Here is a 22,311-nt window from a genome sequence, read left to right on the forward strand (position 1 = left end):
GCAGGATCAGGGCAGCGCTGTTCTGCTGCAAGTGAAGTCATGGATGCAGCTTAAATTCTGGCAAACGCTGTCTTGACGGATGGGTCCACTTTACAAAGACAACAGAGCGCTCTAATAACGCCAAAGCGAAAAATGCAAAAGGAAACTCTGGCATGTCATTAGAACTCTTCTGGTTCCTCCCCACATCAGGCGACACTCGTTACCTGGGCAAATCCGACTTCGGCCGTGCGCCCACGCTGGATTACATGCGTCAGATAGCGGTGACCAGCGAAACGTTAGGTTACGACGGATTGCTGATCCCGACGGGCGCTTCCTGCCTGGACCCTTGGGTAGTAGCCGCAAGCCTGGTCACGGTCACACAGCGCATCAAGCTGCTGGTAGCCCTGAGAACGTCCCTGGGCGCCCCCGGCCCCTCGGCAAGACAAGCCGCAACACTGGACCAGGCCCTGAACGGCCGCCTCCTGCTCAATGTCGTGCCAGGAGGAGATGCCACGGAACTGGAAGCCGACGGCGTCTTCCTGAAACACGACGAACGCTACGAAGCCGCCGACGAATACCTCACCATCTGGCGCAAACTGCTGCAAGGTGAAACCGTCAACTACGAAGGCAAGCACTTCCGCATCCGCAACGGCCAGCTGTTCCATCCGGCCATACAACAGCCCTACCCCCCGCTGTATTTCGGCGGCTCCTCCCCTGCTGCCCACGACCTCGCCGCCAAGCACGTTGACGCCTACCTCACCTGGGGCGAACCACCCGCTGCCGTCAAACAGAAGATCGAAGACGTCCGCGAACGCGCCGCCAAGCAAGGCCGCACCGTCAGGTTCGGCGTACGCCTGCATGCCATCGTGCGCGAAACCACGGCCGAAGCCTGGGCCGACGCCGAACGCCTCATCAGCAAACTCACCGACGAAGACATCGCCCGCGCCCAGCAGAACTACGCCAAGATGGATTCAGTGGGACAACAAAGAATGGCCGCCCTGCACGGCGGCCGCCGCGACAAACTGGAAATCGCCCCCAACCTGTGGGCCGGTGTGGGCCTGGTACGCGGCGGTGCCGGCACCTCGCTGGTGGGCGACGCAGCCACCGTGGCCGAACGCCTGCAGGAATATGCGGACCTGGGCGTAGATACCTTCGTCCTCTCCGGCTACCCGCACCTGGAAGAAGCGATACGCTTCGCCGAACTGGTCTTCCCCCTGCTGGGCAAGAACACCGTCACCTTGCGTGACCGCGCACAGACCGGCGGCGCTTTCGATATCCGCGCCGCCGCGTCGGCCTCCTGAACGCAGCAGCGCGTCAGGAAATCAGCTTGATGTAACCCGCCGCATCAAGGAAGCCTTCAACCGAAAATGGCGCAGCCGGCTTGAGCTTGAAGATCCATTGCTCATACGGCGCACCATTGATGGCATCAGGCGTCTCCACCAGCAACTCGTTGATGGCGATCACCTCGCCATCAACCGGGGCATGCAAGTCCGACGCCGTCTTGTTGGACTCGACGATGCCCGACTCGGCCCCCTTCGCCAACACCTTGCCCACCGCCGGCATATCGACATACACCAGCGGCCCCAACTGCTCCTGGCCGAAATCGGTAATGCCGATGGTCAACGTGCCATCGTCTTCAAGCTTGACCCATTCATGGGTCTCGGCATAGACCAGATGATCCGGAATGTGCATCACTGTCTCCTCATGGAAATGATTTACTTGGCTTCAGCCTGGCTGCCATCGGCAAACACCGGCTCGCCCAGGTTGAGCATCAAACGATTGGCCCAGGCAAAGATGGCCACCGAGTGAATCAGGTCCAGCACTTCCAGTTCATTCAAGCCCACCTCATACAAGGCCTTGATCTGGTCCGCCCCGATCTCGCCCGGCGCCTCGGTCAGCTCCGCCGAGAACTTGGCAATGGCCTGCTCGCGCGCATCCACACCGGCACCATAGGGCGTATCGAACACCTGGCGCACCGTATCGTTGCGCTTGGCCAGCTGCTCGAAACGCTGCGCATGAACGGAAGCGCAATACACGCAGCCATTGATGCGCGACACCACCAGCGAACCCAGCTCGCGCTCGGCACGCGAGAGGCCACCCGGCGCATACATGATGGCGTTGAAGGCCGCCGAGCGCTGGCGCAGGATGTCAGGCTGGTGCGCCAGGAACAGGTAGTAGTCCGAGGTCTTGGCCTTGGGATGGCTTTCTTCCAGCACCTTGACCTGGTCTTCGCTGGCCGCGTCGAGCTCGATCACGTCCAGCCAGGCATCCCATTCCAGGGTCTCATTGGTAAAACCGTTGGCCTTGATGATCTCGCTCATGCCGACTCTCCTTGTTGGGCCGCCGCAGCACGCATGGCCTTCAGGCCCGCGACCACGCGTAATTGATAGGACACGAAAGCAATCAGCTGCGACAGTGCCACCACCGCCGGCGTGCTGATGCCTGCCGCCGGCAGCTTTTCAATGGCGGCTTTGTCACCTTCCACCGGACGCTGCGTCAGCGCACGCGTGAAGACCAGCATGGCGCGCAGACGGCCCGCCGGTAATTGCTCAGGCTCACCGCTGTCAGCCGCAGCCAGTTGCGCAGCATCGGCCGGCACCGCTTCTGCACGGGCACGGTAATGCGCGGCCAGGTCGGATGCGCCAGCCAGGCGGCAGGCGTAGAGCGCCACCAGCAGGCGTTCGTCCAGGCCGATGCCTTCCAGGGCGGGGTCGAACAGGGTGTCATAGCTGCCCTGCGAAGCCACAGCCACCTTGTCGCGCTGATGGCGCAGGCCGTGCAGGGGGCTGCCAGCGGCCAGGCCGGCCAGCTGGTCGATGACATCCTTGCTGATGTCGTAGACGGGGGTACTCATGCGTTTTCCTTTGTGGATGAATGCCTGGCCAGCGCGTCGCGCAGGAAGTGCTGCGCCTGCTGCCAGGCGTCGAGATCGGCGCGGGCATTGGCGGCGGGTTCGCCGCCACCGGTACTGATGCGCCCCGAGACCGGATGCGCATACGTGGTCTGCGTGGTCGGGACGAAGGGGAACAGGATCGAATGGCCGGCATGCGCATAGTTGCGCCACACCACCGGCCACGGGTGGGACACCGCAGTTAGTTTGTCCTTGACCATCGCGCAATACAGGCTGGAGGGCCAGGAGCCATCATCGGTGGCCGACAGCAGCAGCACCGGTGCGGCGATCTTCTCCACCGGGATGCGGGCACGCGCCACCGCTTCCTCGTCCTGCAGCGCGGTCAGCATGGCCAGCTCGTGGCGATGCGGTGCCGGGCCTTCGTCAAACGGCGTCCAGCTGGCGGTGCGGTTGTCCTGCCATTGATGCGGCAAGGGCTGGCCGCGCAGCAGCCAGGTCGGGCCTTCGCGGCCGACTGCCGGATCGGCCGCGTTCTGGCCGCTGTGCACCAGCGCACTGGGCACATAGGCCAGCACCGCCGAGACCTTCTGCGGAAAGGTCGCCCCCAGCAGCAACACCAGTTCGCCACCGCGCGACTGGCCGCTGATGGCGACGAAATCGTGCAGCGGTTGCACTTCGGCGCGCAGCCAGTCCAGTCCGCGTTCGAAATACTCCAGCGGCGTATTGGAAATGTAATCCGACAGGCCCGGCGCCTTGAAATACGCCAGCGCAAACGCGGCCACCCCCCGCGAGGCAAACAGGGCCGCACGCGGTTCGTTGATGCCGCCACCGGACCCGTTGAGGATCATCACCGCCGGATGCGGTCCGGGCGTAGCCGGCAGGAACAAGGTGCCGACCAGCCCCTCTTCGCGCACCTCGCGCCGGGTCACCCCGGCAGCGGCCAGCCGCTGTACCAGCTCGGTACTGGCCGGCGCGCACGGCGCCAGGCCCGGCTGATCCAGTGAGGAAACGGTCAGCGTGGTCACCAGCGGTGCCATGACATCGGCGTGGAAGTTGTCGCGACGGCCGGCTTGCACCGGCTTCTGCGACCACAGCAAACCCATGGGATCGATGCCGTAGTAATCGCCATCGATGGCCGGGTTCATGCTCACATCGACGTGGCCGTAGGCATCGGCGATGTAGCACGCCGTGCTGCGCCACTGCGCGCCGTTGCGCACGGTGGCCGAAGAAATGCGCACCGGCTCGCCCGGATGCGCACCCCGCACGATGATGCGGCGGGGTACGTCGATCAGGTCGTCGGCCGGGCTGACCTCGATGGAGAAGTTGGGCATGGCCTTACTTCTTGTCCTGGGTCACCATCATGGCGGTGGTGCGGTCGCTGCTGATGGGAGTGACCTTCAGGCCCTTCTTGGCCGCCCAGATGTTCTGGTAGTGGTACAGCGGGATCACGCCAACCTCATCCGAGACGGTCTTGGCCGCGCCGCGCAGGATGGCTTCGCGCTTGGCAGCATCGAACTCGGCGGTCGAATCGGCCAGGGCCTTGTCCACTGCCGGGCTGCTGTAGTGGTTCCAGTTGGAGGCGCCGATGCCCTTCTTGGGATCGACCGTGCCCAGCACGTTGACCAGCGCGTAGCTGGCTTCACCGGTACCGTTACCCCAAGCCAGCACCGAGACGGCGAACTCGTTCTTGTTGGCACGCGAGGAATAGGAAGCCCATGGCAGCACTTCGACCTGGGTCTTGATGCCGATGCGGGTCCAGAACTGCGCCACGGCCTGCATGGTTTCCGGTGCTTGCGGATAGCGGTCGTTGGGCACGTGGATGGTCAGCTTGAAACCTTCGGGGAATCCGGCGTCGGCCAGCAGCTTCTTGGCTTGGGCGGCGTCGAAGGGAATGTTCTTGATCTCCGGGTTGTAGCCAAAGGTATCGGCCGGCATCCACTGGTTGGCCTCGGTGGCCGCACCCTGCAGGATGCGGTCGATCAGGGCCTTGCGGTTGATGGCCAGCGACATGGCACGGCGCACGCGCACGTCCAGCAGCGGATTTTTCTCCAGCTGCTTGCCGTTGTTGTCGGTGATGAAGGGGCTGGGGCCTTCATGGAAGCTCGGCTGGATCAGCAGCACGCGCAGGCCGTTGTAGGGGTAGACCTTGACGTTGGGCGACTGCTTCAGCTTGGCCAGGTCAGACACCGACACCTTGTCGATCACGTCCACGTCGCCCGACAGCAGCGCGGCAGTACGGGCCGCGCCATTGTTGATGTAGCGGTAGTTGACCTTTTCCCACAGGGCCTTGCCGTTCCAGTAGTCATCATTACGCTGCATCACCACGCGGTCGCCCGGGGTGTAGGAGACGAACTTGTAGGGACCGGTACCGACCACGGCCGCGCCGCTGTTGTAGTTCTCGGTGGTGGACTTCTCGCCCACGTGCTTGCCGACGATGTGCACCGAGGCCAGGTTCAGCGGCAGGTCCGGGTTGGGAATGTTGGTCTTGATGACCAGGGTCAGCGGATCCTTGGCAGTGACCGATTCCACCGTGCGCAGATAGCCGGCGAAGGTGGCCACGCTGCCCGGTACGGCGCGGGCGCGCTGGTAGGAGAAGATCACGTCGTCAGCAGTGAAGGGCTTGCCGTCCTGCCACTTGACGTTGGGGCGCAGCTTGAACTCCCAGGTCTTGGGGTCGATGTTCTTCCAGCTCACGGCCAGGCCGGGGACCAGCTTGTTGTAATCGTTCTGGACCAGCAGGTCCCAGAAATGCAGGTCGACCGAGCGGTCGCCGGCGTGGTTGTTCAGCTGCGGATCCAGCGAGGAGAGCGGATCGGCAAAGGCGATGTTGAGGTTCTGCGCATGCGCGGCGTCGGCAGCGGCAGCCAGCGCGGCACCGGTCAGGGCGACGGCGAGCAGGCGGGTCAGGAGGGTTTTCTTCATGGTCGGGTTCCTCTGTGGTCAGGGTGGAAGCACTGCGGGGTTGCCAAGTTCTTGACTGCTCGGTTCTTCGGTTCTTCGTTTCTATCGTTTCACATCATCTCAGCGGCCATCATTGAGATGGCAGGCACTCATGTGCCCCGGTGCGATCTCGCGCAACAGCGGCTGCTCTTCGCGGCAGCGCTGCGTGGCATGCGGGCAGCGCGGGTTGAAGTGGCAGCCGGTCGGCGGGTTCAGCGGACTGGGGATCTCGCCCTTGATGGCGGTGAATTCCTTCTTGCGCGCGCCCATGCGGGGCACCTCGGCCAGCAGCGCCTGCGTATAGGGGTGGTTGGGCTGGCCGAACAGTTCGCCCACCGGCGCACTCTCCACCACGCGGCCCAGGTACATGATCACCACGCGGTCCGATACGTGCTCCACCACGCCCAGGTCATGGCTGATGAAAAGATAGGTCAGGCCCAGTTGCTCGCGCAGATCCATGAAGAGATTGAGGATCTGCGCCTGGATCGACACATCCAGCGCCGCCACGGCCTCGTCGCACACCAGCATCTGCGGCTGCACCGCGAGTGCGCGCGCGATGCCGATGCGTTGGCGCTGGCCGCCGGAGAACTGGTGCGGATAACGGTCGCGCAGGGCCGGATCGAGACCGGCGCGCAGCAACTGCTGGCAGACATAGGCGTCGAGGTCGCCCTCGACCTTTCCATTCACTTGTGCCGCTTCGCCCACGATCTGGTCGATGCGCAAACGCGGATTCAGGCTGGCATAGGGATTCTGGAAAATCATTTGCACCTGCAGCCGGGCCTCGGCCTCTTCCTTGCTGCTGAGGCTGGCGCGGTCGCGGCCGTTGACCAGCACCTGGCCATCGGAAGGATCGAGCAGGCCGCAGGCCACCCGGCCCAGCGTGGACTTGCCGCAACCCGATTCGCCGACCAGCCCCACCACTTCACCCGGCAAGACCTTCAGGTCCACCTGGTCCAGCGCGTGGGTGACGGCCGGCGGGCGGCTCCAGCCGCGTGCCTGCAACTGGCGATCCAGCCAGCCCTGGCGGCGCTCGCCGAAACGGCGGCTGACGGCGCGGGTTTCGATCAGGGGAATGACGGCCTTATCCATGGTGCTCGTTGCTCTGTATGCTTGGGGTCGGGTGATAGCAGCGCACCCGGTGCGCTGGCCGTGGCTCGCTGATCGCGGGTGCCACCAGGCACTGCTGGGACAGGCGCTCGCAGCGGGCAGCGAAGGCGCAGGTCGGCGGCAGGTGCAGCAGGTTGGGCGTCATCCCGGGAATCTGGCGCAGCCGCGCACCGCGCCGGTTGTTGCTGGGCAGGCTGCCGATGAGGCCTTGCGTGTAGGGGTGCAGCGGCGCATCGAGCACCGCATCCACACTGCCCTGCTCGACGATGCGCCCGGCATACATCACCGCCACTTCATCGGCCAGGCCAGCCACCACCGACAGGTCGTGCGTGATCCAGATCAGCGCCGTGCCATGCTGGCGCGCCAGCTTCTGCACTTCCGACAGGATCTGCGCCTGGATGGTCACATCCAGGGCCGTGGTCGGCTCATCGGCAATGATGAGGTCGGGCTTGTGCAGCATCGCGATGGCAATGGCCACGCGCTGGCGCATGCCGCCCGAGAGTTGATGCGGATAGGCCTGCAGCCGTTCTTCCGGACTGGCGATGCCCATCATGCCCAGGGTATCGCGCGCCAGTTCGCGCGCCTGCTGGCGGCTGAGCTTGCTGTGCGCCAGCACGGCATCGACCATCTGCGCTTCCACCTTCAGGACCGGATTCAAGGTCATCATCGGATCCTGGAAGATCATGGCGATGCGGTTGCCCTGCAGTTCGCGCAGCGAAGTCTTGTCCATGCTCACCAGGTCGCGGCCCTGGAACAGGATTTCGCCGCCAACGATGCGGCCGGGCGCATCGACCATGCCGAGGATGGAAAAACCGGTCACGCTCTTGCCCGAACCGGATTCACCCACGAGACCCAGGATGCGGCCACGACCGACCGACAGCGAAACATCATCGACCGCCGGCAGCACGCCGTCGGGCGTGAAGAAATGCGTGCGCAGGTTGCGCACCTCAAGAGTGGGCGCGCTCATTTCTGCCACCGTGGGTTGAGGATGTCGCGCAGGCGGTCGCCGACCAGGTTGATGGCCACGATCACGACCAACAGCGTGATGCCGGGATAGAAGCTGATCCAGTATTCGCCCGAGAGCATGTATTGGTAACCATTGGAGATGAGCAGGCCCAGCGAGGGTTCGGTGATCGGCACGCCCAGGCCGAGGAAGGACAGGGTCGCTTCCAGCGTGATGGCGCGTGCCACCTGCAGGGTGCCGATGACGATCAGCGGCGGCAGGCAGTTGGGCAGGATGTGGCGCACCATGATGCGCCAGGACGACAGGTTCAGGCCCCTGGCGGCTTCCACGTATTCCTTGCGCCGTTCCACCAATGCCTGGCCGCGTGCGGTGCGCGCGTAATACGCCCACTCCAGCACCACCAGCGTGGCCATCACGTTGAAGATGCCCTTGCCCACGTAGGCCAGGATCAGCATCGCTACCAGGATCGAGGGGAAGGACAGCACCAGGTCGGCAAAGCGCATGAGCACCGTATCGACCTTGCCGCCCGCATACGCAGCCAGCAAGCCGATGAGCGTGCCGATCACGCCTGCGATCAGGGCCGAGCCCACGCCGATGCCCACGCTGATGCGCAGGCCATAGAGGATCGCCGAGACCAGGTCGCGGCCCTGGCCATCGGTGCCGAGCCAATAGGTATAGGTGCCGGCGCCATTGATGGTGCCAGGATGCAAGCGTGCATCGAGCACATCGAGCTGCATCAGGTCATACGGGTTCTGCGGCGTGATCCAGGGGGCGGCAATGGCACCGACGATGAGCAGCAGCACGATCACCAGCCCCAGCATGGCCGAGCGCGAGGCCACGAAATGGCGCATCACGCGCCGCCATGGGGACTCGCGGCGCGGGGCCCGGAAGGCCGACAGCTCGGCCACGCGGGCGCGCACCTGTTCTTGCGTCATGGTCACTTCAGTTTGCGGCGCGCTCATGCACGGGCCTCCACCCGCACGCGCGGATCAAGCAGTTTGTAGAGCACGTCCACCACCAGGTTGATGGTGACGAACATGCAGACGATCACCATCAGGTAAGCCACGATGACAGGACGATCCAGCGCATTGATGCTGTCCAGGATCAGCTTGCCCGCACCCGGCCACGCAAAGATGCTCTCGGTAACCACCGCAAAGGCAATGGTGGAGCCGAACTCCAGCCCGACCACCGTCACCAGCGGGATGAGCGTATTGCGCAGCACGTACATCAGCACCACGCGCGCCGGGGACAAGCCCTTGGCACGGGCGAACTTCACGTAGTCCATCGGCAGCACCTCACGCACATTGGCGCGGGTCAAGCGAATGACCAGCGAAATCTTGAACAGCGACAGGTTGATGGCCGGCAGGATCATGTGACGCCAACCATCGGCGGTAAGCCACGACCATTGCACACCGAACAGTTCGGCGGTCTGCCCGCGTCCGCCCGAAGGCAGCCAGCCCAGCGTGACCGAGAAGGCCATGATCAGCATCAGCCCGATCCAGAAGGTTGGCAGCGAAAACCCGAAGATGCTGGTGGTCATCACCAGGCGCGAGACCGGATGATCCGGCTTCATGCCCGCAAACAGCCCCAGCGGTACGCCCACCGCCAGCGCCAGCAGCAATGCGGCCACGGCCAGCTCCAGCGTGGCCGGCAGGCGCTGGAAGATCAGCAGGATGGCCGGGGTGTTGTAGACGAAACTGTTGCCCAGGTTGCCGTGCAGCGCGCCATTGAGGAAGGCCAGGTACTGGCGCCATACCGGCTGGTCCAGTCCCAGCTCCTTGATGATGCGCAGGCGGTCCACCTGGTCCACGTCCTGGCCGATCAGGATATCGACCGGGTTGCCGATCATGTGCAGGCCGAAGAAAACGATCACCGTCATCAACAGCACCACCATGAGCGCCTGCAGCACGCTCTTTGCGATGGCCCCACTCATGCGGGCAGCTCCCAGGGCGATTCGCTCCACTCGTCGCCTTCCAGTTCCGGTTCTTCATAGGCCTGGATGTTGCGGTAGTGGTAGTCGATGTCCTCGCTGTACATCAGCGCGGCGATGCCCTGCGCCAGGCGGTAGGCGCCATCGCTGATGGCCGGGATGTCGCCGGACACCGTGCCATGGCTGGCGGCGGCCGGATAGCAGAAGCAGTGCACACGCTCCAGTCCCGGCAGGCTGCCCGGCGTCTTCTGCTGGAACTCGAACACCGGGCCCAGGTAGGGCGAGTCGGCCAGTTCCTGGTCTTCTTCACCGGCCGGCGGGGTGTAGCGGTCGCTCCAGTTGAGGATGTGCGGTGCGATGTCCTTGAACTCGCGGCGCAGGCTCCAGTCGATCTTGAAACCGGTGGAGAAGAACAGGAAATCCAGTTCCAGCGGACCACGGTTGGTCTGCAGCAGCAGCGCCCCATCCGGCTTGACCTCAACGGATTCGATCGCCGTGCCCAGCAGGAAGCGGGCATTGGCAAAGCGCGAGACGCGGCGCGTGCTGCCAGAAGGCGGCGGCACTTGCTGGGCGTTGACGTAATGGCGGATGCGCCATTTCCATTCATCCGGCAGGTGCAGGTGGCCGTTGACCAGCCCGGGGTTACCCGAGCCCTTGCCCTTGTTGATGCGCGGCAGGTCCTTGCGGCGGATCAGCATATCCACGCGCGCAGCCCCCTCTTCCAGTGCGGTCGCGGCGCTGTCCATGGCCGAAGCGCCACCGCCGATCACCCCCACGCGCTTGCCCTTCAGGCTGGCGTAGTCGAACAGGTCGGAGGAATGCGCCCAGCGGTCGCGCGGCAGTTGCTCCACCAGCGGCGGGAGGTAGGCACCGCCCAGGCCGTCGCGGCCGGTGGCTACCACCACGCGGCGCGCCAGCACGGTCGATGTGCCCGCAGGCGATTGCAGCTGCAGCGCCACGATGCCATCGGCGCGCGGCTGCACCGCCAGCACGCGGTGTTCGTTGCGGATATCGAGTTGCATGACGCGACGGAACCAGCGCAAATACTCCATCCATTGCAGGCGCGGGATCTTGTCCAGCGCTTCCCAGGCGTCCAGCCCGAACTGAGCCTCGAACCAGGCACGGAAAGTCAGCGCCGGGAAGCCCAGCGCCGGGCCGGTCAGGGTCTTGGGGGAACGCAGGGTTTCCATGCGCGCAGTAGTGGCCCAGGGGCCTTCGAAGTCCTTGGGCGACTGGTCGTAGATCACATTGGGAATACCCAGGTGCGACAACGCCACCGAAGCCGCCATGCCGGCTTGGCCGCCGCCGATGATGGCCACGTCGATCACCGGCACACCGTCGCGCACGGTGGCCGGGGTCCAGGACTTGCCGGGCAGCGCCAGCCATTGCAGGTCCTGGCGTACGCGCGCCTCCAGGGCGGCCAGTCCTTGCGGGGGAGCAGCGGGGATCAGGGTCGGTTCGGTGTCGTGCATAGCGCCTCGTCAAAAGCATGAAGAGACGTCGCCGGCAAGGGCCTGCGATCGTCTCGATTCGGGTTTTGTGATGCAACGCCCTTCCCGGTTGACGCTGCTTGCTTGGTTTTTACTACACTGCTACTGCGAAATCATTTACAACAATTCGTCATGCAGGCTGGCATCGCGCTTGACGAAGCCCTGCAAGGTCGTGCGGGCGGCCTTTTCCACGGCATCGATCAGGCGTTGCGTGACGCCCTCGACCGGTTTGCCATAGGGCGTGACCACACCGAAGTAAAACGGAATCTCCACCGCCAGGCGCTTGACCACCATGCCCTCGATGGGCATGCCGTAGGCCGTGGCCGGCTCCACCAGCGCCACGCCCAGCCCGGCGCGGGCAGCCATGATGGCGTTGAAGGAGGTGTTGGTATCGATGGCCACATCGAGCTGGCTGTCCTCGCCCAGCGCCAATTCCACGCGCTGGCGCAGGCGATAGCGGTTGGACATGGTGATGACGCGCTGGCCGCGCAGGGCGGCGCGCGTGAGCTTGTCCTTGCCCGCCAGCGGATGATCGGCGCGCACCACCGCCACGCAGGGCGCTTCGCCGATCCAGTGCAGGTCCAGCCCGCGATGGGCCACCGGCAACGAGGTCAGCCCCAGGCTGACGGTACGATGCAGGACCGCATGCACCACCTGCTCGGCCGAAGCGCTGCGCAGGTGGATGTGTTCGGGGAAAGCGCGCTCCTTGTCGGCGGCCAGCAATTGCAGGGCCGCCGGGGCGATGGTGGAAGCCAGCGCGGGGGTGGCGACCAGATGGACCGGATGGACCTCTTCGCGGGCGATTTCCTGCGCCCGCTCGCGGATGCTGCGCAGGCCCACCAGTGAGCGCTCCACCTCTTCGTAGAGCAGGAAGGCCTTGGCCGTGGGCGTGACGCGCGGACCGTTGCGGTCGAACAGGGCGTAGCCCAGCTCGGCTTCCAGTTCGCCGATGGCCTTGCTGACGGCGGGCTGCGAACGGCCCAGGCTGCGGCCGGCACCGGTCACGCTCCCCAGGGTCATTACGGCCGCAAATGCCTCCAGCTGATTCAGATCCATCGAAATCGCTTTCCTTGATTAAGGTCCTTGCATATGATTTTCGAATTATAGGTTTGCTTGTATTCTATTTCAGTATAATAATTTTGTATAAGCAAATGCATGAGGTGGCATGTGACCGGGAATCCCGCTGCCCTCCTGTCTTGCTGCCTGGCCGATCGGGATGCCTGCGGGCAACTTTCGAATTCCGTATATACAAATGAGCGCAAAGTCGTTTTCCAAGGAACGGCAGCGGCGTTACTGTATGACCAGGCCCTTGGCCACCCTGCTCAACTGGAACCCTCTGGACTCTCCGGAACACCGTCATGAACGCCCCTGCCCCCTGTCGCCCGCCGGCCGATCTTCGCTTCCCCATCTACCTGGACTATGGCGCTACCACGCCGGTCGATCCGCATGTGGCGCGTGTCATGTGCGACTTCCTCACCGAGAAGTTCGGCAATGCGGCCAGCAGCTCCCACCCCTTTGGCTGGGAAGCGCGGCGTGCGGTGGACAAGGCGCGTGCCCAGGTAGCCGGGCTGGTCGGCGCCCGCCCCGATGAAATCATCTGGACCTCGGGCGCGACCGAATCCAACAACCTGGCCCTCAAAGGCTGTGCCCACGCGCTGCGCGCGCAGGGGCGGGGCAAGCATCTCATCACCGTGGCCACCGAGCACAAGGCCGTGCTGGACACCATGCATACGCTGGAAAAGGCCGGCTTCGACGTCACCTACCTGCAGCCCGGCGCGGACGGCCTCATCACGCTGGCCCAGTTCCGTGCGGCTTTGCGGCCGGACACGCTGCTGGCCTCGGTGATGTATGTCAACAACGAGATCGGCGTGATACAGCCCATTGCCGAGCTGGGCGAACTGTGTGCCGCGCACGGCGTGGTGTTCCACGTCGATGCGGTGCAGGCGGCCGGCAAGATCGCCATCGACCTGCAGCAGCTGAAGGTGGACCTGATGTCCTTCTCGGCGCACAAGGTCTATGGGCCCAAGGGCATAGGTGCCCTGTATGTCCGCCACAATCCTGCCCTGAAGCTGGAAGCCCAGATTGACGGCGGCGGTCATGAGAACGGCATGCGCTCCGGCACCCTGGCCACGCATCAGATCGTGGGCATGGGCGAAGCCTTCGCACTGGCCGGTGATGTGCTGGAAGAAGAAGGACGCCGCATCCGTTGCCTGCGGGATCGCCTCTGGGCCGGGCTGGCGGACCTGCCCGGCGTGCAGTTGAATGGCAGCGCCGAGGCACGCGTGCCGCATAACCTCAACGTGAGCTTTCCGCCCACGCGCTACGGCACGCTGGGCAGCCAGTTGCTGGGCATCGCGGTGTCGGCCGGCTCAGCCTGCAATTCAGCCGCTTCCGCGCCCTCCTTCGTGCTGCTGGCCATCGGCCGTTCGCCCGACGTGGCACGCAATGCCGTGCGCTTTTCGCTGGGACGCGGCACCACCGAGGCCGAGATCGACTATGTCGTGGCCACCGTGCGGCAGGTGCTGGCGCATGAGGTCGAGACGGCCGTGCTGGCGGAGCATTAAGATTGACGGACCGGCGGACTTAGTTTTCTCATAGGGGATGCGCCGGCTCCATCATTCCCGTTCATTAGGTTTCAACTAGCGTTTTCTCTCATAAGCCAAGAACTTTTTATAAGTTCTCACGTGGGTCAGCCCCGGTTAGACTCGGGGCCGCTTCCTTAGAACTGACCAGCGTGATTCGTATCGAGCAACTCCACAAGACTTACCGTGCCGGCCAGCGCGACATCATCGCGCTGCAGGACATCAACCTGGACATCGCCCAGGGCGAGATCTTCGGCATCATCGGCCGTTCCGGCGCCGGCAAGAGCACCCTGATCCGCACCCTCAACGTCCTCGAACGCCCCGACCGCGGGCCCGTCCTCATCGACGGCGAAGACATTACCGGCCTGGGCCATGAAGCCCTGCTCGGCCTGCGCCAGCGCGTGGGCATCGCCCGGGCGCTGGCCAATTCGCCGCGCCTTCTGATGCGCTCGGGCAGACTGCACCGTCTCCCTGTCACACCGCCGGGATGCCCCGCAGAGCCGGGGCTACCGCAGAAGCGTGCATAACGCCAGGCCGGCGTGTATTACTGCAAGCCACGGAGTGATCCGTGTTTTTTATGCGCCATTGAATCGATCGCTTTGACCTTAGCCATGAGCGGTCATCAAGGGACGAATCCGGGACTTGATGACCGGCAGCAAGTCCCGATAGGCGATGCGCACATCGTATTCTGACTGGAGATTAAGCCAGAACAGTGGATCCATCTTGAAGTAAACGCCAAGGCGTACGGCGGTATCTACTGTTACGGGCCGCTTGCCGTTAATGATTTCACTGATGCGCGAAACCGGCACATCGATATCGGACGCGACGCGCGCAGCAGTCATTCCCATGGGCTTGATGAATTCCTCAAGGAGGATTTCGCCAGGGTGAATCTCTTCCAACTTTTTGCTCATGATGCCTTCCTAGTGATAGTCCACGATCTCGACATCGTGGGCCGCTCCATCTACCCATCTGAAACAGATACGCCACTGATCACTCACACGAATGCTGTGCTGCCCTTTGCGATCTCCCTTGAGCAGTTCGAGTCGATTACCCGGCGGCACTCTCAATGCGCCCAGATCACGGGCAGCATGGATCATCTGGAGCTTGCGCCGAGCCACCCGTTCGATATTGTGAAAACGGTGAACGGAGAACTGTTGAAGAGCATCTCGGTTTCTGAACAGGCAAATGAATGAATCATCTGGATAAGGATTGTATAACGCGGTACGGATTCCGCTAAACAGAATCCGCTTCACAGAACATATAATCCTGAGAGATGCCTGCGCCAACTATCGCTTTGTCAAAAAATTGAGTTCGGATATCCAAAATTATCGAGCACCGGGACAAGCGCAAACTTGGTGAACCCCCGCCCCAAGATCGCCCCTCCCCGCCCCGCCATCAGCCAGTCCAGATTGGCATGACACCATGCCGGATCAGCATCGCCCGCATCGATGCTGCCAGCGTGCACGCCCAACCATGTGCAGTTCCTCAGGTGTCGCACGCCTGCTGGCATGGTCATTGCAAACCTGCACGGGACGATACAGTTCATTCAACGAAAGGGATCACATGAAATTTGCCAAACCGGTGCTCGCCGTCTCGCTGGCCCTGCTGGGCCTGTCCGTTCAAGTCGCGCACGCGGACGCCCTGGCCGATATCCAGAAGGCGGGCACGGTGCGCATTGCGGTGCCACAGGACTTTGCCCCCTTCGGCTCGGTGACGGCCGACCTGCAGCTGCAAGGCCTGGATATCGACGTGGCCAGGCTGATCGCCCAGAAGATGGGCGTCAAGGTCGAACTCGTGCCCGTGGCCAGCGCCAATCGCATCGCCTACCTGCAAACGCACAAGGCCGACCTGGTCATCTCCACCTTGGGCAAAAATGCAGAGCGCGAAAAGGTGATCGACTTCTCCCAATCCTATGCTCCCTACAACAACAGCGTCTTCGGCGTGGCCTCGGTGAAGGTCAGCGGACCAGAGGACCTGGCCGGCAAGACAGTGGGGGTGGCGCGCGGCACCTTCCAGGACCTGCAACTGACCGACACCGCCCCCAAGAGCGCCACCATCAAGCGCTATGAAGACAACAACGCCATGATCTCGGCCTACGTTTCCGGCCAGGTACAGCTGGTCGGCACCGGCGACTTCGTGGCCTACGCGCTGGCCGAAAAAGCGCCCGGCAACAAGCCCGTGCTCAAGTACATCATCAATGAATCCAGCTGCAGCGTCGGCCTGAACAAGGGAGAAGCGGCCTTGCTGGCCAAGGTCAACGACGTGCTCACGGCTGCCAAGAAAAGTGGCGAACTCAACGGTATCGTCCAGAAATGGCTGAACGTGCCCCTGCCCGCAAAGATGGCCACGACCTTCCAATAAGCAAAACGGCCCGCCAAGGCGGGCCGTCCTCCTGTACCGGACCGCTTACTGGTAAGTGGTCGCGATCTTTTCCGGCAGCGGCACGTTGAGCCACTTCTGCACAATGCCGTTGAGCTCCCCGCTCTTCTTGGACGCAGTCAGCGCCTCGTTGACCTTGGCCATGAGCGCCGGCTCGCCCTTGTTCATGCCCACATAGCAGGTCGAGACGTTGATGATGTACTTCAGCAGCGGCTTGTTGGTGGGGGTTTTCTCCGCCAGCGCATAGGCCACGAAATCGCCCGTACCCACGATCTGCACCTGGCCCGAGACATAGGCCGAGATCAGGCCGTTGTTGTCTTCGTAGCGCTTGATGGTGGTGCTCTTGGGGACGCTGTCAGTCAGCATCAGGTCCTCGAAGGTGGAACGGGCCACGCCCACGGTCTGGTTGGCCAGGTCGGCCGGACCGGAGACCTTGATCGCCGCCACGCCGAAGACGCTGTTGTTGTAGGGCGCGTAGCCCTGCGAGAAGTCGATCACCTTTTCACGCTCGGCATTCTTGCCCAGGGTGGAAATGATGAGGTCGATCTTGTGCGTCTGCAGGAAAGCCATGCGGCTGGAAATAGGTACCGGCACCAGCTCGGCCTTCACGCCCAGGCCCTTGGCAACCAGTTTGGCCACGTCGATGTCCAGGCCCTGCAGCTTCAGGTCGGACCTCACCGAGCCATAGGGCGCAAAGTCCTGCGGCACACCGATCTTGACCACGCCGGCTTTCTGGATGTCAGCCAGGTTGTCGGCGCAGGCGGTACCGCTGAGGGTGGCCAGAGCGGCCAGGGCGAGGATGGTCTTGACGAACTTCATGAGGGTTCCCTTGTTGTCGTGGATGTCGGACGTCGCGTGAAAAACCTTGCAGCGTGCAAACACTTAGAAAATCACGCGACTGACTGTATGTACGTCCCGGGCGCTTGCTCAGGAGCAGGCACGCCGGGACGCTGTCCCGACCTGTGCAAGGAGCATGCCAGCGGCCGCTTGTTGGCGTAAATCATCTGCCGGACTGCCGCTGGCTGCGGAACTTCGATATCGCTACGGATATCAATCAGCGTACTGCGTGAAGTTGTAAGGTTTCCCAAGGATGCGATGTGACCTCGACCTGCCCGCCAATGCCCATCCCCCTAGCGAAAACCCAACGACGACCCGCTCTGCAGAAGGCATGGCAAGGGGGCAAAATCTAAGGATTGGGAAACCTGTCCACTCGGGCAATTGTTTAGAAATTCGCTTGACACGATCTCCAAGCAGGAATAAAAAGCGGGGGCATCGTCGCTGTTGCGATCTCGTCAAAGATCAGCCGCAGCATTCCCGCCAAATAAGAGCGGCCAGATAAAAATCGTAAAATCGAAGAAATAAGTTCTTCTGTCTTCACGATCAAAGTTATATTGCCGCAGGCACTCTACCAACGTCACTCCAGACCAATCACAAGGGAGATACCCATGCCCAAGCGTTCCAAGACCGTCGAACCCGTCGTGGTGGTTCCGCCGCAGTTCCTGACAGAACCGGATGGTTTCCTCAACGTTCCGGTGAGCCGCAAGACCCGCGATCACATCCATCACCTCAAGAAGAGCATGCGCGTCTCCAGCCAGGCGGAAGTCATCGAAAAGGCCGTGGCCATCGTGCGTGCCATCGACCTGGCCGCCAAGGGCGAACTGCCCGACAACTAAGAGCTGTTCGCGCTCCCTCTTCCTCGCCGCAACCGCTCCTGGTTGCGGCTTGCTCCCACATTCCCTTGCACCAGCCGATCCGGGCCATGGCTCGCCTGCGGCCGCAAACGCCCATAAAAAAAGCTGCCCGTTGTGCGGACAGCTTTTCTCTGGCAAGGCGACCTGAACAGTCGCCGGGACTTACATCACTGCTGCACGCGCCTGCTGCGGCAAGCGGAACACAGCCACCTTCTCGGCCAGTTCAGCGGCCTGGCCCTGCATGGAACGGGACGCTGCAGCGGCCTCTTCCACCAGGGCGGCATTCTGCTGTGTGACCTCATCCATCTGCGCCACGGCCTGATGCACCTGTTCGATGCCGGCACGCTGCTCTTCGCCGGCGGCACTGATCTGGCCGATGATGGTGTTGACCTGGGCTACGCTTTGCACGATTTCGTCCATGGTCTGGCCGGCCTTCTTGACCAGCTGGGCTCCTGAATCGACCTTCTCAACCGAGTCGCCAATCAAGACCTTGATTTCCTTGGCGGCAGCCGCCGAGCGCTGGGCCAGGCTGCGCACTTCGGTGGCCACCACCGCAAAGCCGCGCCCCTGTTCACCGGCACGCGCCGCTTCCACGGCGGCGTTCAAGGCCAGGATGTTGGTCTGGAAGGCGATGCCGTCGATCACGCCGATGATGTCCACGATCTTGCGTGCCGAAGCATCGATGGCGTCCATGGTGCTGACCACCTCACCCACGATGGCACCACCCTGCCCGGCGATGTGCGAAGCGGCTTGTGCCATCTCCGCGGCCTGGCGGGCATTGGCGCTGTTTTGCTGCACGGTGGAGGTCAGCTCCTCCATCGAGGAAGCGGTTTCTTCCAGCGAGCTGGCCTGGTGCTCGGTGCGGGCCGACAGGTCCTGGTTGCCGGCCGCAATCTCCTGCGAGGCCGTCGCGATGGTGTCGGCACCGGTGCGCACGTTGGAGACGATATCGACCAGGGCGGCATTCATGTCGCGCAGCGCGCCGAGCAGGTCACCGGTTTCATCCGGTGCGCGATCGTTGATGGTCTTGGTCAGGTCGCCGTTGGCCACCTTGCGCGCGGCATCGACAGCATCGGCCATGGGGACCGTGATGGAGCGGCTGATGGCCAGCGCAGCGATCAAGCCAAGCAGGATCGCCACCGCCGCCGAGACGCCGAGGATAGTTGCAGAAGTGACGTAAGTTGCGTGGGCCTGCTCGCTGGCCGTGCGCATCTGGCCTTCGAACAAGGCAACCAATTGCTGCAGCGTGGCCAGCAGTTCGCCCTGGGTCTTGTAGCGCGGACCGAAGAGCAGGCGCTGCCCTTCCACGTTCTGGTTCTTCAGTCCCAGTGCGACCACATCGCCCGTGAACGCGAAGTAGGCCTTGCTTTGCTCGTCAACCAGTGCCGCAAGACGGCGGCCCTCGTCGGTGACCACATGGGTGCGGACAAATTCGAGCGCCTTCTGGAATTCCGCCAGGTCCTTGTCGATGGCCTGCTTGTTGCTGAGCATCTGGCCCTCATCCTCCAGAATGATGATGTTACGCGCCGACCGGGCGATGTTCATCATCAGGTATTGCATCTTCTGGGACGCATTGACCTTGGGATAAATCCCGCTGCTCAAATCGGAGGAGGTCGCATCCAGAGAGGACATGCGCGTGATGCCGATGAAGGTAATGATGACCAGCAACAGCAGGAGGGCAGCAAAGCCCGCTGCCAGGCGAGCGCCAAGGCGGAGACGGCGGAGAGTATTCATGTGGATTGCGCAGTGGAGTCGGACAGCCGGCGGAAGTACCGGCGCGGTGATGATAAGGCAGATGAGCTGGCACCCCAGGGAGGAATAAGGGGGAAGAGACAGGTCTGATCGGCCCTTGCGCGGCTGCCTCGGACCTGCGTCACTTCCCCGACAGGGTGGGCAGGCTACTGGCCCGCTGCCTTCTCGTCAAACCAGCGCTTCCAGGCCGGCACCGCCGTGGCAAAGGTGCCGCGATGCGTGGTCGGTCCGGTGGAGACCGCCTGCACCCGTGCATTGCCGGCCCCCATGGCTTGCGCATAAGTCATCGCCATGCGGCCCACGCCGGGGGTGATGGCCTCGTCGGTTTCGCCGTAGTAATTGCGCACGTCGGAACGGATCACCCAGCGATAGGCCTGGGTGGTCGCGATCAGGCGGCCATAGGCGGAACGGGCGAAATACTGCGGGTCAAAATATTCGGGCCGCATCAGCTTGTGCAAGTCGGTCGGGATGTCGGACACGTTGAAGGGCTGGCGATCGTAGGCTTTCTTGGCCACCGGATAGGAGGCATCGGTGAGCACCGAGCGCGCCAGCCCAGGCACGCCGTAATAATTTTCGAAGGCGAAGGCCGATAGGATCACGATGCTGTTGAGCCAGGAGGCATCGTTGGGGCGCGGAAAAGTGAGGAAGCCTTCGAGCAGCGCAAACACGTCCAGCGGCGCACTGGCCGTAGTGGCCGCATCCACCTTGATGCCGGCCGCTTCCAGTTTTTCGAGGAAGGCCATGGTCACGAAACCACCCTGCGACCAGCCGGAAAGAAACAGCCTCTCCTCGCGCACGCCCATGCTGGCCAGCACGCTGCGCGCGGCCAGCAGCATGTCGTAGGTCGCTTGCTGGTGGCTGCCCTTGACCATGTAGCCTTCCGGCTCGGTGGAAATGCCCATGCCGAAATAATCGGCGCCGATGAGGGCGTAACCCTGGCCGGCGAACTGGGCAATCATCAGCTGCGTCTCGGGTGATTGGTCGGGGAAGGAGGGGACCTGCTGGCGCTCGTAGACGGTGCCGTGCTGGTAGGACACCAGCGAAAAGGCTTTGGCTGGCGTATCCGGCAGCGCCAGCAGGCCCGAGGCCAGGATGGGCTGGTTGCCGCGTTCCGGGATCACGGAAGGATACGTGATGCGATAGAGCAGCACGGCATTGCGCGCGGGCGAGTAGGTGACGGGCACGCCGGAGAAGGCCGGCGTGTCCTTTTGCAGGATGGTGTTGAGCTTGTCCACATCCCAGCGGCCGATGAGCTGATAGCGCACGCCGGAGGCCACCGCCTGCACCGGCGCAGCGGCGGGCGCCTGGGCCAATGCCGGAGATGACAGGATCGACAATATTGCACTCAGCGCGGCGAGGACCAGGCTGGCACGTCTCAGGCATGACTTCATCACTTCCCCTTTTCTTGTATCGGAAATAATCGCTGCAATCGTTTGCAGCACTCCTGCACGGCAGGATCGGCAAGGCCGGCGCCGCATGCGCAGCATCGCCAGCCTGGCGCATTATGACGAGGTGCAACGTAACGCAAAGCGGGAAAAGCAAGGCCTTTACCGCGCAAGCACAAGTTTGGTGGTGACGTGACTTCTGGTATAAACGTGGACTGGAACGCCGCCGCCTCTCCCCCCGATGGCGGTTGGCGCCATTGACCTCCCGATATGAGAAAAGAGCAAGCCATGAACAAGCGCCCCCACTCTCGCTTCCGCTTCCTGAAGCTGGCCGCCCAGGCTGGCCTGATCTGCGCCGCAGCCCTGAGCCATCAGGCCCACGCGCAGGCCAACCTTGATTTCTTCGCCAACACGGCCGTGGCCGACCTGAAGAAGGAACAGATCAACTCCCTCTACGCCGCCATTACCGCGTCCCTGGACGCCAGCGTGAGCGGCAAGACTTCGCAGTGGACCGATGGCCCCAAGCCCAGCACCACGGCCAAGATCACCCCCACCTTCGAGCAAAGCACCCCGCCTTGCGCCAATGTGGACCTGGTGGTGAGCAGCAAGCGTGGCACCGAACCGCTCAAATTGCGTTATTGCAAGAACAGCGCGGGCAAATGGGCCCTGAGCAACTAAGGACAGCGCCCCTGCCCCACTGACCCGGCATCCTGCGCTTGCGCAGGACGCGGTGGCGGCTGCGGCCACACTGCGCCCTGCCTGCAGCCGCGTTATTTGCGGCGACTCAGCGTGTCATCGGCACGCTTTTTGCTCGTTGCTGTACATCACACCTTCCCCCTCAAGGTAGCTTCACCATGGCTGATACAGACCAACACTTTCTCGTCGTCGACGATTTCTCGACGATGCGCCGCATCGTCAGCGGCCTGCTCAAGGAACTCGAATACACCAAGATCGTGGAAGCCGATGACGGCTCCACGGCGCTGAAGATCCTGGAGTCCGGCGCCGCCGGCATTACCTTCGTGCTGACCGATTGGAACATGCCGGTCATGGATGGCCTGACCCTGCTCAAGAAGATCCGCGGCACGCCTGCGCTGGCCCACCTGCCGGTATTGATGATCACGGCAGAAGCCAAGAAGGAAAACATCGTCACGGCCGCCCAGGAAGGTGCCGATGGCTACATCGTCAAACCTTTCAACGCCGCCACGCTCAAGGAAAAGATCGAAAAGATCCTGGCGCGGCGCGCGCAGATGAAATGAGGGAG

At 63.1% G+C, this 22,311-nt stretch carries 22 protein-coding genes and 1 pseudogene; 7 read left to right on the forward strand and 16 right to left on the reverse strand.

Translation table 11 applies throughout. The features are described from left to right. Nucleotides 1-152: 152 nt before the first annotated feature. Nucleotides 153-1,280, forward strand: a complete 1,128-nt coding sequence (ssuD, locus tag CEJ45_RS19170; RefSeq protein WP_088756632.1) for an FMNH2-dependent alkanesulfonate monooxygenase — start codon at nucleotides 153-155, stop codon at nucleotides 1,278-1,280. A 13-nt stretch (nucleotides 1,281-1,293) separates the two neighbouring features. Here ssuD and gcvH read toward each other — a convergent pair whose 3' ends face one another. From gcvH to CEJ45_RS19225, 11 genes are all read right to left on the reverse strand, one after another. Then, nucleotides 1,294-1,671, reverse strand: coding sequence for a glycine cleavage system protein GcvH (gcvH, locus tag CEJ45_RS19175; protein WP_088756633.1), 378 nt, complete (start codon nucleotides 1,669-1,671; stop codon nucleotides 1,294-1,296). 23 nt (nucleotides 1,672-1,694) lie between these two features. Next, nucleotides 1,695-2,300 carry a peroxidase-related enzyme gene (locus tag CEJ45_RS19180; RefSeq protein ID WP_088756634.1) on the reverse strand — a complete coding sequence of 202 codons (606 nt, stop codon included), beginning with the start codon at nucleotides 2,298-2,300 and terminating at the stop codon, nucleotides 1,695-1,697. Further along, a complete protein-coding gene (locus CEJ45_RS19185) occupies nucleotides 2,297-2,833 on the reverse strand; it encodes a CMD domain protein (protein ID WP_088756635.1) in 537 nt (178 codons plus the stop codon). The genes CEJ45_RS19180 and CEJ45_RS19185 overlap by 4 nt, the downstream gene beginning before the upstream one ends. Continuing rightward, complete coding sequence (locus CEJ45_RS19190) at nucleotides 2,830-4,161, reverse strand: acyl-CoA thioester hydrolase/BAAT C-terminal domain-containing protein (RefSeq protein WP_088756636.1); 1,332 nt, start codon at nucleotides 4,159-4,161, stop codon at nucleotides 2,830-2,832. Before CEJ45_RS19190 ends, CEJ45_RS19185 begins: the two co-directional genes overlap by 4 nt. A 4-nt stretch (nucleotides 4,162-4,165) precedes the next feature. Beyond that, a complete protein-coding gene (locus CEJ45_RS19195) occupies nucleotides 4,166-5,752 on the reverse strand; it encodes an ABC transporter substrate-binding protein (protein WP_088756637.1) in 1,587 nt (528 codons plus the stop codon). Between the two features lie 99 nt (nucleotides 5,753-5,851). Further along, a complete protein-coding gene (locus CEJ45_RS19200; protein WP_088756638.1) occupies nucleotides 5,852-6,859 on the reverse strand; it encodes an ABC transporter ATP-binding protein in 1,008 nt (335 codons plus the stop codon). Then, the gene (locus CEJ45_RS19205; RefSeq protein ID WP_088756639.1) at nucleotides 6,852-7,844 is read right to left on the reverse strand and encodes an ABC transporter ATP-binding protein; all 993 of its coding nucleotides are present in this window, start codon (nucleotides 7,842-7,844) and stop codon (nucleotides 6,852-6,854) included. Before CEJ45_RS19205 ends, CEJ45_RS19200 begins: the two co-directional genes overlap by 8 nt. Next, nucleotides 7,841-8,776 carry an ABC transporter permease gene (locus tag CEJ45_RS19210; RefSeq protein WP_370516427.1) on the reverse strand — a complete coding sequence of 312 codons (936 nt, stop codon included), beginning with the start codon at nucleotides 8,774-8,776 and terminating at the stop codon, nucleotides 7,841-7,843. The genes CEJ45_RS19205 and CEJ45_RS19210 overlap by 4 nt, the downstream gene beginning before the upstream one ends. Before the next feature lie 23 nt (nucleotides 8,777-8,799). After that, the gene (locus CEJ45_RS19215) at nucleotides 8,800-9,774 is read right to left on the reverse strand and encodes an ABC transporter permease (RefSeq protein WP_088756641.1); all 975 of its coding nucleotides are present in this window, start codon (nucleotides 9,772-9,774) and stop codon (nucleotides 8,800-8,802) included. Next, nucleotides 9,771-11,243 (reverse strand): NAD(P)-binding domain-containing protein, encoded by a 1,473-nt coding sequence (locus CEJ45_RS19220; RefSeq protein WP_088756642.1) that lies wholly within the window; start codon nucleotides 11,241-11,243, stop codon nucleotides 9,771-9,773. Before CEJ45_RS19220 ends, CEJ45_RS19215 begins: the two co-directional genes overlap by 4 nt. 135 nt (nucleotides 11,244-11,378) lie before the next feature. After that, nucleotides 11,379-12,317 carry a LysR family transcriptional regulator gene (locus tag CEJ45_RS19225; protein ID WP_088756643.1) on the reverse strand — a complete coding sequence of 313 codons (939 nt, stop codon included), beginning with the start codon at nucleotides 12,315-12,317 and terminating at the stop codon, nucleotides 11,379-11,381. A 302-nt stretch (nucleotides 12,318-12,619) separates the two neighbouring features. Between CEJ45_RS19225 and CEJ45_RS19230 the strand changes: the two genes are divergently transcribed. Both CEJ45_RS19230 and CEJ45_RS25385 read left to right on the forward strand, forming a co-directional pair. Next, complete coding sequence (locus tag CEJ45_RS19230) at nucleotides 12,620-13,825, forward strand: aminotransferase class V-fold PLP-dependent enzyme (protein ID WP_088756644.1); 1,206 nt, start codon at nucleotides 12,620-12,622, stop codon at nucleotides 13,823-13,825. Nucleotides 13,826-14,046: 221 nt separating this feature from the next. Next, nucleotides 14,047-14,176: pseudogene (locus tag CEJ45_RS25385) on the forward strand (ATP-binding cassette domain-containing protein); the annotation flags it as partial. A gap of 272 nt (nucleotides 14,177-14,448) precedes the next feature. On the opposite strand, the gene CEJ45_RS19240 reads toward CEJ45_RS25385, so the two are convergent. After that, nucleotides 14,449-14,754, reverse strand: a complete 306-nt coding sequence (locus CEJ45_RS19240; protein WP_039786028.1) for a HigA family addiction module antitoxin — start codon at nucleotides 14,752-14,754, stop codon at nucleotides 14,449-14,451. Nucleotides 14,755-14,763: 9 nt separating this feature from the next. After that, nucleotides 14,764-14,940, reverse strand: coding sequence for a type II toxin-antitoxin system RelE/ParE family toxin (locus CEJ45_RS25345; protein ID WP_088756776.1), 177 nt, complete (start codon nucleotides 14,938-14,940; stop codon nucleotides 14,764-14,766). Between the two features lie 466 nt (nucleotides 14,941-15,406). Here CEJ45_RS25345 and CEJ45_RS19255 point away from each other — a divergent pair, with 466 nt between their 5' ends. Then, the gene (locus CEJ45_RS19255) at nucleotides 15,407-16,204 is read left to right on the forward strand and encodes a transporter substrate-binding domain-containing protein (RefSeq protein ID WP_088756646.1); all 798 of its coding nucleotides are present in this window, start codon (nucleotides 15,407-15,409) and stop codon (nucleotides 16,202-16,204) included. A gap of 45 nt (nucleotides 16,205-16,249) precedes the next feature. Here CEJ45_RS19255 and CEJ45_RS19260 read toward each other — a convergent pair whose 3' ends face one another. After that, nucleotides 16,250-17,041 carry a transporter substrate-binding domain-containing protein gene (locus tag CEJ45_RS19260; RefSeq protein WP_088756647.1) on the reverse strand — a complete coding sequence of 264 codons (792 nt, stop codon included), beginning with the start codon at nucleotides 17,039-17,041 and terminating at the stop codon, nucleotides 16,250-16,252. 626 nt (nucleotides 17,042-17,667) lie between these two features. Here CEJ45_RS19260 and CEJ45_RS19265 point away from each other — a divergent pair. Beyond that, nucleotides 17,668-17,895, forward strand: coding sequence for a hypothetical protein (locus CEJ45_RS19265; RefSeq protein ID WP_088756648.1), 228 nt, complete (start codon nucleotides 17,668-17,670; stop codon nucleotides 17,893-17,895). 180 nt (nucleotides 17,896-18,075) lie between these two features. Here CEJ45_RS19265 and CEJ45_RS19270 read toward each other — a convergent pair whose 3' ends face one another. Then, the gene (locus tag CEJ45_RS19270) at nucleotides 18,076-19,647 is read right to left on the reverse strand and encodes a methyl-accepting chemotaxis protein (protein WP_088756649.1); all 1,572 of its coding nucleotides are present in this window, start codon (nucleotides 19,645-19,647) and stop codon (nucleotides 18,076-18,078) included. Between the two features lie 164 nt (nucleotides 19,648-19,811). After that, nucleotides 19,812-21,056: an alpha/beta hydrolase family protein gene (locus tag CEJ45_RS19275; protein ID WP_088756650.1), complete on the reverse strand. Its 1,245-nt coding sequence runs from the start codon at nucleotides 21,054-21,056 to the stop codon at nucleotides 19,812-19,814. Nucleotides 21,057-21,338: 282 nt separating this feature from the next. Between CEJ45_RS19275 and CEJ45_RS19280 the strand changes: the two genes are divergently transcribed. Beyond that, complete coding sequence (locus tag CEJ45_RS19280) at nucleotides 21,339-21,728, forward strand: hypothetical protein (RefSeq protein ID WP_088756651.1); 390 nt, start codon at nucleotides 21,339-21,341, stop codon at nucleotides 21,726-21,728. A 176-nt stretch (nucleotides 21,729-21,904) separates the two neighbouring features. Next, nucleotides 21,905-22,306, forward strand: a complete 402-nt coding sequence (locus CEJ45_RS19285) for a response regulator (RefSeq protein WP_088756652.1) — start codon at nucleotides 21,905-21,907, stop codon at nucleotides 22,304-22,306. Nucleotides 22,307-22,311: the final 5 nt, after the last annotated feature.

It is taken from the genome of Herbaspirillum aquaticum (assembly GCF_002213425.1).
In the GTDB taxonomy this organism is placed as follows: Bacteria; Pseudomonadota; Gammaproteobacteria; order Burkholderiales; family Burkholderiaceae_D; genus Herbaspirillum; species Herbaspirillum aquaticum.